Here is a 15,725-nt window from a genome sequence, read left to right as displayed (position 1 = left end):
CTTCAAGGATATTTCTTGAGCAATAATATCATTTTTGCTATACACGCTGGCACGTGGTGGGAGATGCGTATGAAAGGCCTCGACATGACGAAGACACTTGAGGCCTATCGAAAAAAAGCGCTGACGGATCCGGCCATCAAAGCCGAGTATGACCGGCTTGCGCCCGAGTTCCGCATCGCCCGCGCCATCATCGACGCCCGAAAGACAGCCAAACTCACTCAGGGCGATCTCGCCACCCGCATGGGCACCACCCAGTCCGCCATCGCCCGCATGGAAAGCGGCCGCCAGATGCCAAGCACCACGACGCTGATGAAGGTGGCAGAAGCAACGGGTACGGAGCTTTTAGTGGGGTTTGGGTGAGAGTTACAACAGCGGAGCAATCGAATGAGTTATTGGCTCGACAAGCACTTTCCCGACCCAAAAATGATTCCCGACGCCAATCCTCAAGAAGTCGGCTGGGCAATTATCAACCATTTGACTTCAGAAGCTTCGGGTAGCCCAAAGCAGTGCTTGAACAACCTGCTCAGTGACGTTTTGAGAGTCTACAGAAACTCCGACATTCCAGAGTACGACTTGACGATGGCACTCGCAGAGGCTTGGGCATGGCTACAGTCAGAATGCTTGATTGTGCTGGACCCGACGCAAGTGACGACCAACACTTGGTATGTTCCCTCGCGACGAGCTTACGGCTTTGTCGGCAGCATGAACCTGCCAACATATCTCCGCTCTTCCGCGCTCCCAGCGGATCTTCTGCATCCTGTCATTCGAAAAAAGGCGCTGCCGATATTTCATAAGGGAGATATCGAAACAGCGGTCTTTTGTGCATTTAGAGAAGTCGAGGTTGCTGTGCGGGAGGCCAGCGGCTACGGATCAACCGACTATGGTAAGCCGATGATGCGCAAAGCGTTTGCGAAGGAGGCTGGGCCATTGACCGATAAACTTATGCCGATCGCAGAACAGGAATCACTCGCAGAATTGTTTGCTGGAGCAATCGGTTCGTATAAGAACCCAGCCAGTCATCGCACAGAGACTATCGAAGACGTCGGAGAGGCCGCAGAGATGATTGTCTTAGCAAGCCATCTTTTGCGGATAGTGGATGCAAGGAAGCGGCGCAAGGACAATACCTAGTCTGCGTTGCCAAAAAGGGCCGCTGAGTTTCCTCAGCGGCCCTTCTTGTTTTCCTCAATGACGCTTCTGCTTATTCAGCAGCGGCTGCCACCTTTGTGGCCGGGTTGAAGCGGCCGTAGAAAGTGTCGCCCTTGCTGGCCATGTCGCGCAGGAGGGCGTTGGGCTTGAAGCGGTCGCCGTATTTCTGGGCGAGCTTGTCGCATTCAGCAACGAACTTGTCTGTGCCCGTCATGTCGATGAGCGACAGGGGTCCGCCGGACCACGGCGCGTAGCCCCAGCCGAGGATGGCGCCGACATCGGCATCGCGGACATCTGTCACCACTTCTTCCTCGAAGCAACGTGCGGCTTCAAGGGCCTGAATGAACAGGAAGCGGTTCTTCAGTTCGTCGATGTCAACGTCATCGGCACCCTTGGTGTGCTCCACGACCTTGTGCAGGTCCGGCCACAGGCGTTTTTCGCCGCCCTTTTCAGCCGGCCAGTCGTAAAAGCCCTTGCCAACTTTCTTGCCGAGGCGGCCATGGGTAACAACCATCTCTTCGATGATCTTGTCCGCCGGGCCTTCGACATATTTGTCGCCCAGGTCTTTCTTGGTTTGCTGGCGCACCTTGTAGCCAAGGTCGAGCGACACTTCGTCGTTCAGGGCCAGCGGCGGCATGGGCATGCCGGTCATCTTGCCGACATTTTCAATGATGGCAGGCTCGATGCCTTCCGCCAGCATGGCGATGCCTTCACCCACATATGTGCCAAAGCAGCGCGAGGTGTAGAAACCGCGGCTGTCGTTGACGACGATGGGTGTCTTGCGGATCTGCGCCACATAATCCATCGCCTTGGCCAGCGTTTCATCATTGGTCTTTTCGCCCATGATGATTTCCACAAGCTGCATCTTGTCCACCGGCGAGAAGAAGTGGATGCCGATGAACTCCGCAGGCTTGCTGTATGCCTCGGCCAGACCGGTGATCGGCAGGGTCGAGGTGTTGGAGCCGTAGATGCCGCCCTTGGCGATCTTCGGTTCGGCCTTCTTGGTGACGTCGGCCTTGATGCCGCGATCTTCGAACACCGCCTCGATCACGAGATCGCAGCCTTCAAGATCATCGTAGTTGGTGGTGGGTTTGATCTTGCCGAGCAGAGCCGTCTTTTTCTCTTCGGTGGATTTGCCGCGTGAGATGGCTTTGTCGAGCAGGCCTTCCGAGTAGGCTTTGCCCTTGTCGGCATCGGCCTGATCCCGGTCAAGCAGCACCACGTCCATACCCGCCTGCGCGGACACATAGGCAATGCCTGCGCCCATCATGCCAGCGCCCAGAATGCCAAGTTTCCTGACTTCCCACTTGTCCACACCCTGCGGACGGCGCGCGCCCTTGGACAGTTCCTGCATGGAGAGGAACAGCGAGCGGATCATCGCCTTGGAGCGCGGGTCCATCATCAGCTTGGTCATGTAGCGGCTTTCAATCCGCAACCCGGCCTCGATGGGCACCTGAAGGCCTTCATAGACGCAGGACAGAATGTATTTCTGCGCCGGGTAGTTCTGGTGCGTGGTCTTGTTGAGCATCGCGTTGCCGATGACGAAGGTCTGGCTGCCGCCCTTGTCGTGCGGGCCGCCGCCGGGAACCCTGTAGCCCGGCTTGTCCCAGGGTTGCAGCGCTGCGGCCAGCACCTCGGGTCCGCGCTTGCCAAGCTTGATGGTTTCACCGGCCAGACCTTGCCTGATCCAGGCCTTGGCTTCGTCCACCAGCTTGTCTGCCGACACAACCTTGTTGACGATGCCGGCCTTGGCGGCCTTTTCAGGCGACAGGGCCTGCCCCTGCAGGATGAGCGGCAACGCTGCGGCCGCACCAATCATACGCGGCAGACGCTGGGTGCCGCCGCCGCCGGGCAGCAGGCCGACCTTTGACTCAGGCAGGCCAAGCTGTGCCTTGGGGGCATCCGCCACAAAGCGGGCGTGGCAGGCGAGCGCCACTTCAAGGCCGCCGCCAAGGGCCGTGCCGGTGAGCGCGGCTGCAATCGGCTTGCCGCAGCTTTCCATGCGCCGAAGCTGCATGTTGAACGCGATGTTGCCCTCGTACAGCGCCTTCACCTTGTCCTGTTCAGAGCCGCCGGAGCCGCCGCCCGCGCTTGAGCCCATCATGGACAGATCGGCACCAGCGCAGAACGCGTTTTTGCCGGATGTAATAACCAGGCCCTTGATGGCGTCGTCGGAGGCGACCTTTTCAATGATGTCGGCCAGATCCTTCATGGACGACTGGCTCAGCACATTCATTGAGCGGTTGGGCATGTCCCAGGTGGCAACGGCAATGCCGTCACCATCAACTTCAAATCCAAAGTTTTCGTATGTAGCCATTTCAATATGCTCCGTTTGCGGAGGTTTTCATAACCCGCTTTGCGTGGCGCGTTCACCCCACCCCGGCCCGCCCCATCAAGGGGAGGGTGTTTTGGGTGGTGGCGTATGCGTCCTCCCTCCCCCTTGCGGGGAGGGCTGGGCGGGGATCAGAAAAACCGTTCCGTTAAACCCGTTCGATGATTGTGGCGGTCCCCATGCCCGCCCCAACGCACAGCGTTGCAAGCGCGGTGTTGAGGTCGCGGCGTTCGAGCTCATCAAGCACCGTGCCGAGGATCATGGCGCCGGTGGCCCCAAGCGGGTGACCCATGGCGATGGCACCGCCGTTCACATTCATCTTCTCGTGGTCGATGTCCAGCGCCTGCATCATGCGCAGCACCACCGACGCAAAGGCTTCGTTGAGTTCGTAAAGATCAATGTCGTCAACGTTCATACCGGCTTTTTTCAGCGCCTTGCGCGATACGTCGGCAGGGCCGGTAAGCATGATGCACGGCTCGGAGCCGATGGAGGCCATGGTGCGGATTTTCGCACGCGGCTTGAGGCCAAGCGCCTCGCCCATCTCCTTGGTGCCCAGCAAAATGCCGGCAGAACCATCAACAATGCCTGACGAGTTGCCGGCGTGATGCACGTGGTTGAGCCGCTCGACTTCCGGGTAGCGATCGGTTGCCACTCCATCAAAAGCAAACTCGCCAAGCGACGCAAAGGATGGATTGAGCGCGGCCAGCGACTGCATGGTGGCGTCGGGGCGAATGTGCTCGTCCCGGTCCAGAATGGTCAGACCGTTGATGTCCTTCACCGCCATCACAGACTTGTCGAAATAACCATTGTCCCAGGCGTTCTGTGCGCGCTTCTGGCTCTCGACGGCGTAGGCATCCACGTCATCGCGGCTAAAGCCGTATTTGGTGGCGATCAGGTCCGCACCAATGCCCTGAGGCGTGAAATAGGTCTTGAGGGCAACGGCTGGGTCAGACGCCATGGCACCGCCTGAAGCGCCCATGCCAACGCGGCTCATGCTTTCGATGCCGCCGCCGATGGCCATGTCGGCCTCACCGGACATCACTTTGGCAGCCGCCATGTTGGTCGCTTCAAGGCCCGATGCGCAAAAGCGGTTGATCTGCACGCCTGCGGTTGTCTGCGCGTAGTCGGCATTCATCACCGCCACGCGGGCGATGTTGGAGCCCGCTTCGCCGACAGGGTCCACGCAGCCCATCACAACATCATCCACTTTTGATGTGTCGAGATCGTTGCGATCACGCAGCTCTTTCAATACCTGCGTCGCAAGTTCAAGCGCTGTCACTTCATGCAGTGCGCCGTCTGACTTGCCTTTGCCGCGCGGGGTGCGGACGTGATCGTAAATGTAGCATTCAGCCATTTTGAGGCCTCCCTGTTGGCTTGTAAATCTGAAACTTGATCCGTAAACTGATTATTCAACTACAGCGTGCGCGAGATCAGGATTTTCTGAACCTCGTTGGTACCGCCATAAATCTTCTGCACGCGGGCATCGCGATACATGCGGGCAATCGGGTATTCGTTCATGTAGCCGTAGCCACCGAAAAGCTGCAGGCATTCGTCAATGACTTCACACTGCATGTCGGAGACCCAGTACTTGGCCATGGATGCGGTCGCTGCATCCAGCTTGCCCTCAAGCAAAAGGCCGGTGCAGTAATCGCAAAACACCTTGGCGACCGTTGCCTTGGTCTTGCATTCGGCCAGCTTGAACTGGGTGTTCTGGAAGTCGATGATGGCTTTGCCAAACGCCTTGCGCTCTTTCACATAGGCGATGGTTTCGTCCAGCGCTGCCTCCATGGCGGCTACGCCCTGAAGGCCGATCTGCAGTCGTTCGGAGGGCAACTGCTGCATCAACTGAATAAAGCCCTTGCCTTCTTCGTTGCCAAGCAGGTTGGACGTTGGAATGCGGACATTGTCAAAAAACAGTTCGGACGTGTCCTGGCTCTTCTGACCGATCTTGTCGAGGTTGCGGCCACGCTTGAAGCCTTCCACCTCATCGGTTTCGACAATCATCAGCGACGTGCCTTTGGCACCTCCTTCCGGATTTGTCTTGGCGACAACAATAATCAGGTTGGCGGTCTGGCCGTTGGTGATGAAGGTCTTGGAGCCGTTCACCACATACTCGTTGCCGTCGAGCTTGGCGGTGGACTTGATCGACTGCAGGTCGGAGCCGGTACCCGGCTCGGTCATGGCGATGGCGCCAACGAGTTCGCCAGTGGCCATTTTGGGCAGCCACTTCTGCTTTTGCTCTTCGGTACCGTATTCGTTGATATAAGGCGCGATAATCGCGTTGTGGAGCGATGCACCAAAACCTGCAATGCCCTTTTTGCCCATCTGGTCGATGATGATGGCTTCGTGCGCAAACGTACCGCCGCCGCCGCCATATTCCTCCGGCATGGATGCACACAGGATTCCCGCTTCGCCGGTCTTGTACCAGGCATCGCGATCAACAATTTCCTGCTTCTCCCACTTCTCAACGTGGGGCGCCAATTCCTTTTCAAAGAACTTGCCGACCGAGTCAGAAAAAATCTGCAGGTCTTCGGTCATCCAGGCTGGTGTTTCGACTTGAAGTGACGACATTCCCAAGTGTCTCCCGATTGGTGTTTTATGTATCTAGAAAGCGGATGCCGCGAGCGCCATCACCTCATCTGACCCGGCCTTGATGGCAGTCAGGTGGGTGCCGGTCTGCGGCAGAATGCGTTTGACGAAGTAGCGGCCCGTGACGAGCTTGGTTTCGTAATATGTCTTGTCACCGCCACCGTTCGCCAGGCCGTCATGCGCGGCTTTGGCCATCTGCGCCCACATCAGGGCAATGGCGGTGAGAGCAAACAAATGCAGGTAGTCTGCCGAGCCGGCACCGGCGTTGTCCGGGTTCTCCAGCGCATTCTCCATGAACCACATGGTGGCTTCTTCAAGCTGTTTGCGGGCGTCACCCAAAGGCTCCAGGAACTCCGTCATGGAGGCGTCGTCCTTGTTGGCGGCAACGAAGTCATCAACCTCCTTGAAGAACGAAAACACGGCGCGCCCGCCCTTTGAGGCGAGCTTGCGGCCCACAAGGTCCAGCGCCTGAATGCCGTTGGTGCCTTCATAAATCATCGCAATGCGCGCATCGCGCACAAACTGTTCCGCGCCCCACTCCTTGGTGTAGCCCGAGCCGCCATACACCTGCTGGGCCTCCACCGCGTTGGCAAAACCCTTGTCGGTGAAATAGCCCTTCACGATGGGCGTCATCAGGCCCATCAGATCGTCCGCCTTCTGACGGGTTTCCTCGTCTTCGGCTTTTTCAGCGAGGTCGCCCCACAACGCCGTCCACACCAACAAGGCGCGGGCTCCTTCGTTGAACGCGCGGATATTCATCAGCATACGGCGCACATCAGGATGAACAATGATCGGATCCGCCGGACCGTCCGGGTTCTTGGGGCCCGTCAGGGCGCGGCCCTGCAACCGGTCCAGCGCAAAGTCGCGGGCGTTCTGATACGCCACTTCGGACTGCGAGATGCCCTGCATCCCCACGCCAAGCCGTGCTTCATTCATCATGGTGAACATGGCCTTGAGGCCCTTGTTTTCCTCACCCACAACCCAGCCCGTCGCGCCGTCATAATTCATCACGCAGGTGGCATTGCCGTGGATGCCCATCTTCTCCTCAAGGCCACCGCAGGCAAGCGTGTTGCGGTCACCAAGGGAGCCGTCGTCGTTGACCAGAAACTTGGGCACGACAAAAAGCGAAATGCCGCCGACACCATCAGGCGCGCCTTCGATGCGGGCCAGCACCAGATGAATGATGTTGTCTGCCATCGAGTGCTCGCCTGCAGAAATCCAGATTTTCTGGCCGGTGATCGCGTAGGAGCCATCGCCGTTGGGCACAGCTTTTGTGCGCAACATGCCCACATCGGTGCCGCAATGCGGCTCGGTGAGGTTCATGGTGCCGGTCCACTCGCCGGACACGAGCTTGGGCAGGTAAAGGTCCTTGAGCTCATCAGAGCCATGATGGGTGAGCGCGGAATATGCGCCGTGGCTCAACCCCGGATACATGCCAAACGACATGTTGGCGGACGACACCATCTCATTGAACAGAACACCGATGGTATTTGGAAATCCCTGCCCGCCATAATCAGGCGAACACACAAGCGACGGCCAGCCACCCTCGACCAATTGCTGATAAGCTTCCCGAAAGCCGTCCGGCGTTTTTACTTCACCGTCTTTCAGGACACAGCCCTGCTCATCGCCCACCTTGTTGAGGGGTTGCAGCACTTCTTCCGAGAACTTGGCAGCCTGTTCCATGATCTGGCTGACCAGGTCAGGTGTGGCTTCGGCAAAACCCGGAAGGTTGGAATAGCGCGACAGGTCCAGTACTTCGTGCAGCAAAAAGCCGTATTCGTGCGTCGGGGCTTTGTAGGTCGGCATGGGGAAGCTCCTTTGTGCCGGCAGCGCGCAGATGAAACAGACGTGTGAAACAGACGTTGCGCCGCGCGACGGCAAATACAAGTGGGGTCGGGACTGGCCGCTGCGAGGCGACAGGGCGTTTGTCTAGGTGCCCGCACCGTCTGATCTATTCGCCAGCTCGCCTTCGACAAACGCAATGCCGTTTTGCAGCAGGTCAATCGACTGCTCAATGTCGGTGCGCTGGGCCTTCAGCTTGGCGATCTGGGCAGCGTATTTTTCACGCGCCAGTTCAAGTTGCTTGGTGAAGCCGTCCCGCAAATCATACAGATCAATGATTTCGCGGATTTCCGTCAGCGTGAACCCAACGCGCTTGCCGCGCAAAATAAGCTGGAGCCGCGCGCGGTCGCGGGTGGAATAGACCCGCGTCTGACCTTCGCGCGCGGGATGCAGCAGGTCTTTGTCTTCATAAAAGCGGATCGCGCGCGTCGTGATCGAGAACTCATCGGCCAGTTGCGTGATGGAAAATGTCGGCCCGTCCGCATCATGGCCCGGCTCACCGGGACGTGCGGCATGGGGGGGAAGCTCATTGTTGGTTGTCTGGGTTTCCACGGGAACACCGCCTTACGCCATTGCGACCATATTGCGACCATCTGCGCTCATTGACGCAGCGCTCTTGGTGAGCGAGGCGGACTCTAGGTTCCGTTGACGTAAACGTCAACACTGAGTTCAAAAACAAAACGGACGAATTTTTCCAACTGCCCGCAGCCGGTGGTTTGGACCCGCACGGTGGTCCATAGTGCGGGCGCAAATAAGGTCAGGATCGTCAGAAATGCCGTTGTTTTTAGTCCTTTCGTCCCTGCGGATGCCGACATGGCTTTTCGCGACATGGCTGTTCGCGACATGGCTTTTCGTATGTACAGGCCTGCTTACGCTGGGCATGGGTCTGGGGCCGGCAAGGGCACAAGAGCCTACCGAAACACAACCAGCAGACGTCCAGACCTCCGACGAGGTGCCGGTTGAGGAGCCTGAGACAGAGGCCATAAGCGAATTGCGTCAGGCGCTCTACAAGGCGGTGAATGCCACGCGGGCATCCGCGGGGGCACGGCCGGTCGATCGGGATTCAGGGTTTGAGTCTGTCGTGCGGGCCCATGCGCGCGACATGGTGGCGCGCACATATATGGCCCATCGCTCGCCAGACGGCGACGGCCCCCGCGAACGGGTATTGGCGCGTTTCCCAGACTTTTTGGGCATTGCCGGTGAAAACATCGCCATGCGCACTCATAGAGAGGGCGAAAGCGCTGCGGATACGGCCACAGCCGCTGTTGAGGCGTGGATGGACAGCCCGCCCCACCGCAAAAACCTGCTTGATCAGCGCCACGGCTTCGCAGGCATTTCCGCTGCTGACAACGGGCGGGCAATTTATATTGTGATGCTGCTGACCAGCGAACCCTCACTGCGGCCGCCCGAACCTGACCCAATACCGCAACCCAGGCCGGAGTCGGATGCGGCTGACACCGGGCAATCAATCGATGAGCCAGTCTCCCTTGACCCCCAATTGCCTGACAACAGGGGCGAAAACGCGCCTGAAACTGCCGGTTCGCCCGCACCGGGGTCATAGGCGCGTTAACACCTTCTTTACCTAGCGGTAACTAGCATTAACGAAATCGCGGCGTGACCGGTTTCGCGGGCAGCCGTTTTCGTTCATTTGCCGCTGCCATCTCCACATATTGGGGGTGCGGCGCATCCTTTACACAAGACTCACCTATGAATACCTTCCGAATCAAAGAGGGCGGGCACGATTCGGATGAAAGCTGGGGTTCCCTGGAGCGTAAAGGGCATAGAGCCCGAAGCGCGCGAAGCTGCGAAAATCGCAGCGCGTCGCGAAGGGAAGACTCTTGGCCAGTGGCTCAATCAGAAAATCATCGACGCATCGGACGAGGAAGACGCAGAGTTTGCTGCCGACCCATCGTTCGGCTCGCCTGCGTCCCAAGCGGGAACCAGTATGCCACAGCAGGCACTACAGATAGATTTCAGTCCCGTGACTGATGCGTTACGCGACCTCGTTCACCGGCTTGAACGGTCGGAACGGCGGAGCGAAAACGCACTGACCGGACTTGATGAAACGCTGGCAGACATGGCCACGCGGCTGGAACGCACCGAGCGGATCAGTCGCGAACCCGTGTCCGCGCTCGACGGCACACTGGGCGAGTTGCGCGAGCGGCTGGAAAAATCAGAACGGGGTCTTGAGCGCGCCGAGCTTTTGAACACCGATGCCATGCGCACCGTTGAGCGCGGTCTGCGGGCGATCTCAAACCGTCTTGAAGAAACCGAACGCAGGGCAGAAGAAGCCACCCGGCGCGTGGCCTCTGCCAGTTCTGAAACACCTGAAACCGTCCGCAGCCTGCAGGCTGCGCTAAGCGACCTCACCCGTCGGCTGGACGGTGCTGAAACCGCCGCGCAGGCGGCCCGCGAACAAGCATCGCAGGCCGTCGCCGTTCTCAACAATCGTGGCGGTGCCAGCGACGATGCAGTGGCCGCCCTTGAGCGTGCCATCGGCAACGTGGTGGACCACATCGAAGCATCTGACGCGCGCACGGCCAAGGCCATGGCGGCGCTGCGCGAAGATCTGGAAAAAATCGAGAAGGCTTCGAACGAGGCCAAGCCATCTGTCAGCGTTGAGGCCATCAAGTCGCTGGAAACCACGATTGCGGCCCTGCAACAAAACATCGCCGAGGTTGGCGGGCGGCTGGGTCAGGTTGAAACCAACGCCAGGCGCGACGTGGACCAGATCGCCGGTGCCATCGACGATATGGGCGGGCGTCTGGACAAGGTGCGGGACGCGGCCGTGACAGCTGCGGTGGAAGCCGCACGCAGCGAAGGCGGCGCAGCAACCCAGCTTGTGTCGCAGCTTGAACAGCGGGTGGACGCAACCGTCAAACGCCTTGAAACGTCAGAACAGCAAAGCGCGCAGGCGATTCACACCATCGAAACGAGCGTCAGCGACATCGCCGGGCAGATGCGCGAGATCGCAGACATTGGCACGGGCGGCAAGGCGATGTTCGCGGAGCCTCTGGCAGCCCTTGAAACCGCCATTGATGAAATGGCCGCACGGCTGCAAACCACTGACCAACGCTCCGCCAAGGCGCTGGCGAAGGTGGAAGAAGTGTCCGACGAATTGCTGCGCAAGATAGAGACGGGCGGCAACACCGGCGACATTCAAAAAATCAGGGCGAGCGTCGAAAATGTTGACGCGCGCCTTAATCTGATTGAAGCGCAGGGCCGTGGCGGCGCAAACGGCCAGGAGCTTGGTTTTATGGGCGCAACCGCGTCCACAGCACAACCTGCACCGCCGCCGATGCCCGCCCAAGGCGGCTGGACAGCCGATCAGGACGACGCGCCCTTCGGGCCGCCGCCGCCTGCGTTTGGTCGTGATGAAATGGACGGCTCCCCCTTTGGACCACCACCCCCCGACGCATCGCAAATGGGCGCGCCACCGTTTGCGCCACCGTTTGCATCACCGTCCGCAGGTGCTTCTGCGCACGGGCCCGGTATTGGTAAGCCACCATTTGCGTCAGATGGTGCAGGCGCACCGCCTCGCAATGATTTTCTGGAGTCCGCGCGTGCCGCGGCCCGCGCTGCCGCTGGGACACCTGGCAATGACGGGGCACGCTCTCCCTTTGCCGAAGATGGTGCACAAAACAGTGGCCCATTTGCTGGCAACAAGAAATCGCTTGCCCTCATTGCCGCCGTTGTGGGCGTGCTGGCCATTGCCGGACTGGTGTTCGTGATGATGGGCGGCGGACCACAGGAAGTTGCAGGACCGCCCGATGACGTGACTGTCCCGGCTGACGCAATGGCGTCACTTGATGACCCCGCCACTGACGCACCTGTTGGCGATGCAGCCACCAATGAGCCTTCGGACACTGATGAGCCTTCAGTCACCGAAGCGGCATCCACAGCTGAGGACGACGCAGCATCAGACGATACGGCAAGCGATACAGCGTCAAGTGGCCTGCCGGATGTAACCCGTGCGCCAGCGCGCGAGTTGCCGGACGTGGTGACACCGGCTCAGGCATCTGCCGAAGCTGCAACACCGGGATCATCCATCTCCGGCCCCACATCCATCACGCCGCGCCAGGAAGTTGATGTGGCGTCGCTGCCAACACCCTCAGCACCTGCAGCCGCGCCAACACCCACCCTGCCAGCCCCCACCCTGCCAGCACCGGCACGACAGACACTGCGCGAAGCGGCTGCGGAAGGCGACGCCGCCGCCCAGTACGAGATCGGCCAGCGCTACGCCAACGGTGCCAGCGGGCTGCCACAGGATAATGAGCAGGCCGCATTCTGGCTGACCCGCGCCGCTGAACAGGGCCTGGCCCCTGCACAATACCGCCTGGGCACAATGTTTGAAAAAGGTCTGGGCGTTCCTGAGAACCCCACCAGAGCCCGCACCTGGTATGAAAGCGCCGCCGCACAGGGCAACGTCAAGGCGATGCACAATCTGGCCGTGATGCAGGCCGAAGGGGCCGGTGGCCCACAAGACTTTGCCGCTGCCGCGCGCAGCTTTAATGCGGCCGCTGCTCACGGCCTGGCAGACTCACAATACAATCTGGCCATTCTGCATGAGCGCGGTCTCGGCGTCGAACGTGACCTGGCGGAAGCCTACAAGTGGTTTGCCATTGCCTCTGCCAACGGCGACGCCGACGCAGGCGTGCGGGCTGAGGCGCTTAAAAACTCCGTTGATGCGGCGAAGCTGGTGGACGCTGAGTTGTCCGCCCGCACCTATACGCCGCGTGCGGCCGACCCGGCCGCCAACGAAGTGAGCTGGCAGGCATCCCTCACACCGCCAGCGCTGGTGCGTGAAGCCCAGCGCCTGCTGGGGGCGCTTGGCTATGATGCCGGTCCCGCCGATGGACAACCTGGTGAGCGCACGCTGGATGCCGTGCGGGCGTTTGAGCGCGACAAGGGTCTGGCCGTGACCGGCCGCATTGATGAGCGCCTTCTCAACGCGCTGCAACAGGCGGAACTCTAGTTCGTCAGCCGACCCGCAATGCCGACCCAAAATGCCGACCCACAATGGTGTAACGGGCCGGCTGGTTTGCGTAGCTGTAAGCCTGCAGGTGTGCTAGCAAGGTTGTATCTGGTGCCGCAGCCAGAACGCAGTGTTGCGGCGACAAAACAAAAATCAAACACGGTCGAACCTCAGGGTGCAGATTTACCTCCCCATCGCCGAGATGTCAGTCAATGCATTTGTATTGCTGGGGCTTGGCGGTGCGGTCGGGTTCTTGTCGGGCATGTTCGGCGTCGGTGGCGGTTTTTTGATGACGCCGCTGCTCATCTTTACCGGCATTCCGCCTGCCGTCGCCGTTGGCACGGAAGCTGTGCAGATTGTAGCCACCTCCATGTCGGGCGTGCTGGCCCATTGGCGGCGCAAGGCCGTTGATTTCAAGATGGCCGGGGTGCTGCTTGCAGGCGGCGCGGTCGGCTCGATCATCGGCGTGGCAATCTTCAGTGCATTGCGCTCGCAGGGCCAGATAGACCTGTTTATTTCGCTCGCCTATGTGCTGTTTCTGGGTGTTATCGGCGCACTGATGATGAACGAAAGCGTGCGCGCCATTCGCGCAACACGCGCCGGGCGCTCTGTCTCTGCGCGACGTCCCGGCTCGCATGTGTGGATACACGGGCTGCCGCTCAAAATGCGCTTCCGGCGCTCGCGGCTCTACATCTCAGCCATTCCGCCACTGCTGATCGGCCTCGCGGTCGGCATTCTGGCAGCCATCATGGGCGTTGGCGGTGGCTTCATCATGGTACCGGCCATGATCTATCTGCTGCGTATGCCCACTAATGTTGTGGTGGGCACATCGCTGTTTCAGATCATGTTCGTGACGGGCCTGGCGGCCATCATGCATGCGACGCTCAACCAGACAGTGGACATTGTGCTGGCGCTGCTGCTGCTGGTTGGCGGTGTCATCGGTGCACAACTGGGTGTGCGTGTCGGCCACAGGCTGCGCGGCGAGCAACTGCGCGCGCTGCTGGCGCTGCTTGTGTTGGCCGTTTGCGCACGGCTGGCGTGGGATCTGGTGGCAACACCGGATGACCTCTACACCGTGATGATCGGAACGGGCCTGTGATCCGGCTTGCGCACATAGCTGCTGGCCTGGCAGGCGTTGCCCTGTTTGCCACAGGTGCCTTTGCGCAAACTCCTGCTGTCCAGCCTGGCGTGCAGCCTGGTGCTGCCGGTGAAGCCGTGGTGGCAGACCTGAGCGAGAAGCTTATTGCCATCACCTCCAATTTCACCGGCGCGGAGCTGTTGCTGTTTGGCAATGTGGATGCGCCGGACGGCGTGACCCCCGCCCTTCAGCGCGATGTGGTTGCGGTGGTGCGAGGGCCATACGAACCGTTGACCATTCGCCGCAAGCAACGCATTGCGGGCGTATGGGTCAACACCGACGCGCGGGATGTGCCCGCAGCACCGGGCTTCTATCATGTGGCCAGTACGCGCCCCCTCAACCAGATCGCCAAGCCTGAGGTTTTCGCAGACGCACAGATCGGGCTATCTGCACTCGACATAAGTTCTGACCAGACGACCAATGCAGCCCTTCCCGCCGCCTATCAGGAGGCGGTCCTGCGTGCCAAGCTGCGCGAGGGCCTGTATGCGCAGGCCCCCGGCTCCATCACGTTCGTTGGCCCATCGCTGTTTCGCGCTGAAATTGCCCTGCCCGCCAATGTCCCGGTGGGCTCATACATTGCCACCGTTTATCTGATGCGTGACGGGGCCATTACCGGGCAGCGGTCGATCAATCTCATCATCAACAAATCAGGCCTTGAGCGGCTGCTGTACAATTTTGCCCAGCAAACACCCTTCTTCTATGGCGTCGCCGCCGTACTGATTGCGCTCCTGGCGGGCTGGATTGCCGGAACGGTTTTCCGCGAGCGTTAACCAAAGCAGGCCACCCTCCCCCACCGCGCAGCTATCACGCGACTTTGAGGCGCATCGCGCACCACATCCGTTTTAGGCTAGGCAAGAGCGTCACTCACCGCAGGATACAGCGCACCTTCCCATGGACACCGGCAGCATCACCTATCTGGCGGCCTTTGCAGGCGGGCTCATCAGCTTTTTGAGCCCGTGCGTACTGCCGCTTGTACCCGCCTATCTCAGTTATATGGCCGGCACCACGTTTGAGGCCCTGCAGGAGAACGACGACGCTGTGACCCGTCGCACGGTCATCGGGGCGGCCGGTTTTGTGCTTGGCTTTTCAACCGTATTTGTGGCGCTGGGCGCAACAGCGTCGGTGATCAGTCCCCTGATCCTCGCCAATAAAGTGATGATCGGCTACATCGCCGGGGCGGTGATCGTGATTTTGGGCCTGCACTACATGGGCCTGTTTCGCATTGCCCTGCTGGACCGCGAAATGCGCATGATGCCTGCCACGCTGGGTGGCCCTGCAGACGGTGCTGCGGCTGATCCGCCTTCCCCCGCCATGCAGGCGCTGGCACCTTATGGTATCGGCCTCGCCTTCGGGTTTGGCTGGACGCCCTGCATCGGACCAATTCTGGCGACCATTCTTTCCATCGCCGCCAGCCGCGATGACCTGGCCTATGGCGTATCGTTGCTCAGCGTTTATTCGCTGGGGCTGGGGCTGCCGTTCATGATGGCTGCCCTTGGCGTGCGCACGTTCCTGGCGTTCTCGCAGCGCTTCCGCAAACACATGCACAAGGTCGAGATCGCCGCGGGTGTTTTGCTGGTTGGCACGGGCTTGCTGATTTTCTTCGGCTCACTCGAAACCATTGCTTATTGGTTGATAGACTTGTTTCCTGTGCTCGGACGGCTTGGCTAGCATGTGCTGCTGCCAACCCATGCCGGGGGGCATGA

At 60.0% G+C, this 15,725-nt stretch carries 12 protein-coding genes; 7 read left to right on the top strand and 5 right to left on the bottom strand.

The features are described from left to right. Positions 1 to 84: 84 nt before the first annotated feature. Together RIB87_RS08360 and RIB87_RS08355 are read left to right on the top strand one after the other, a co-directional pair. The gene (locus RIB87_RS08360) at positions 85 to 360 is read left to right on the top strand and encodes a helix-turn-helix domain-containing protein (RefSeq protein ID WP_350145458.1); all 276 of its coding nucleotides are present in this window, start codon (positions 85 to 87) and stop codon (positions 358 to 360) included. Between the two features lie 24 nt (positions 361 to 384). Then, complete coding sequence (locus RIB87_RS08355; RefSeq protein WP_350145456.1) at positions 385 to 1,128, top strand: TIGR02391 family protein; 744 nt, start codon at positions 385 to 387, stop codon at positions 1,126 to 1,128. Between the two features lie 70 nt (positions 1,129 to 1,198). Here the strand turns inward: RIB87_RS08355 and RIB87_RS08350 are convergent, their stop codons facing one another. The 5 genes from RIB87_RS08350 to RIB87_RS08330 form a co-directional block, all read right to left on the bottom strand. Beyond that, the gene (locus RIB87_RS08350) at positions 1,199 to 3,463 is read right to left on the bottom strand and encodes a 3-hydroxyacyl-CoA dehydrogenase NAD-binding domain-containing protein (RefSeq protein WP_350145454.1); all 2,265 of its coding nucleotides are present in this window, start codon (positions 3,461 to 3,463) and stop codon (positions 1,199 to 1,201) included. Between the two features lie 163 nt (positions 3,464 to 3,626). Continuing rightward, positions 3,627 to 4,832 (bottom strand): acetyl-CoA C-acetyltransferase, encoded by a 1,206-nt coding sequence (locus RIB87_RS08345; protein ID WP_350145452.1) that lies wholly within the window; start codon positions 4,830 to 4,832, stop codon positions 3,627 to 3,629. A gap of 59 nt (positions 4,833 to 4,891) precedes the next feature. Continuing rightward, positions 4,892 to 6,049, bottom strand: coding sequence for an acyl-CoA dehydrogenase family protein (locus RIB87_RS08340; protein WP_350145450.1), 1,158 nt, complete (start codon positions 6,047 to 6,049; stop codon positions 4,892 to 4,894). A gap of 33 nt (positions 6,050 to 6,082) precedes the next feature. Beyond that, positions 6,083 to 7,873, bottom strand: a complete 1,791-nt coding sequence (locus tag RIB87_RS08335; protein WP_350145448.1) for an acyl-CoA dehydrogenase C-terminal domain-containing protein — start codon at positions 7,871 to 7,873, stop codon at positions 6,083 to 6,085. A 123-nt stretch (positions 7,874 to 7,996) separates the two neighbouring features. Continuing rightward, entirely contained in the window at positions 7,997 to 8,461 is a 465-nt protein-coding gene (locus RIB87_RS08330; RefSeq protein WP_350145446.1) for a MerR family transcriptional regulator, read from the bottom strand. A 220-nt stretch (positions 8,462 to 8,681) separates the two neighbouring features. On the opposite strand from RIB87_RS08330, the gene RIB87_RS08325 reads away from it, so the two are divergent. The 5 genes from RIB87_RS08325 to RIB87_RS08305 all read left to right on the top strand — a co-directional run bounded on the left by RIB87_RS08325 (position 8,682) and on the right by RIB87_RS08305 (position 15,690). Then, the gene (locus RIB87_RS08325) at positions 8,682 to 9,470 is read left to right on the top strand and encodes a CAP domain-containing protein (RefSeq protein WP_350145444.1); all 789 of its coding nucleotides are present in this window, start codon (positions 8,682 to 8,684) and stop codon (positions 9,468 to 9,470) included. A 186-nt stretch (positions 9,471 to 9,656) separates the two neighbouring features. Next, positions 9,657 to 12,884, top strand: a complete 3,228-nt coding sequence (locus tag RIB87_RS08320; RefSeq protein WP_350145442.1) for a peptidoglycan-binding protein — start codon at positions 9,657 to 9,659, stop codon at positions 12,882 to 12,884. A 175-nt stretch (positions 12,885 to 13,059) separates the two neighbouring features. Continuing rightward, on the top strand, positions 13,060 to 13,983 hold the full coding sequence (locus tag RIB87_RS08315) for a sulfite exporter TauE/SafE family protein (RefSeq protein ID WP_350145440.1): 924 nt from the start codon (positions 13,060 to 13,062) through the stop codon (positions 13,981 to 13,983). Then, complete coding sequence (locus RIB87_RS08310; protein WP_350145438.1) at positions 13,980 to 14,792, top strand: TIGR02186 family protein; 813 nt, start codon at positions 13,980 to 13,982, stop codon at positions 14,790 to 14,792. The genes RIB87_RS08315 and RIB87_RS08310 overlap by 4 nt, the downstream gene beginning before the upstream one ends. A 121-nt stretch (positions 14,793 to 14,913) precedes the next feature. Further along, on the top strand, positions 14,914 to 15,690 hold the full coding sequence (locus RIB87_RS08305) for a cytochrome c biogenesis CcdA family protein (RefSeq protein WP_350145436.1): 777 nt from the start codon (positions 14,914 to 14,916) through the stop codon (positions 15,688 to 15,690). Positions 15,691 to 15,725 lie beyond the last annotated feature (35 nt).

This window comes from Pyruvatibacter sp. (genome assembly GCF_040219635.1).
Classification (GTDB): Bacteria; Pseudomonadota; Alphaproteobacteria; order CGMCC-115125; family CGMCC-115125; genus Pyruvatibacter.
This window is presented reverse-complemented; position numbering and strand designations above follow the sequence as displayed.

Excerpts from the sequence above, each read along its gene's own strand:
- RIB87_RS08350 (WP_350145454.1), bottom strand. The coding sequence starts at position 3,463 with ATGGCTACATACGAAAACTTTGGATTTGAAGTTGATGGTGACGGCATT.
- RIB87_RS08320 (WP_350145442.1), top strand. The coding sequence starts at position 9,657 with ATGAAAGCTGGGGTTCCCTGGAGCGTAAAGGGCATAGAGCCCGAAGCG.
- RIB87_RS08345 (WP_350145452.1), bottom strand. The coding sequence starts at position 4,832 with ATGGCTGAATGCTACATTTACGATCACGTCCGCACCCCGCGCGGCAAA.
- RIB87_RS08360 (WP_350145458.1), top strand. The coding sequence starts at position 85 with ATGACGAAGACACTTGAGGCCTATCGAAAAAAAGCGCTGACGGATCCG.
- RIB87_RS08340 (WP_350145450.1), bottom strand. The coding sequence starts at position 6,049 with ATGTCGTCACTTCAAGTCGAAACACCAGCCTGGATGACCGAAGACCTG.
- RIB87_RS08325 (WP_350145444.1), top strand. The coding sequence starts at position 8,682 with ATGCCGTTGTTTTTAGTCCTTTCGTCCCTGCGGATGCCGACATGGCTT.
- RIB87_RS08355 (WP_350145456.1), top strand. The coding sequence starts at position 385 with ATGAGTTATTGGCTCGACAAGCACTTTCCCGACCCAAAAATGATTCCC.
- RIB87_RS08335 (WP_350145448.1), bottom strand. The coding sequence starts at position 7,873 with ATGCCGACCTACAAAGCCCCGACGCACGAATACGGCTTTTTGCTGCAC.
- RIB87_RS08305 (WP_350145436.1), top strand. The coding sequence starts at position 14,914 with ATGGACACCGGCAGCATCACCTATCTGGCGGCCTTTGCAGGCGGGCTC.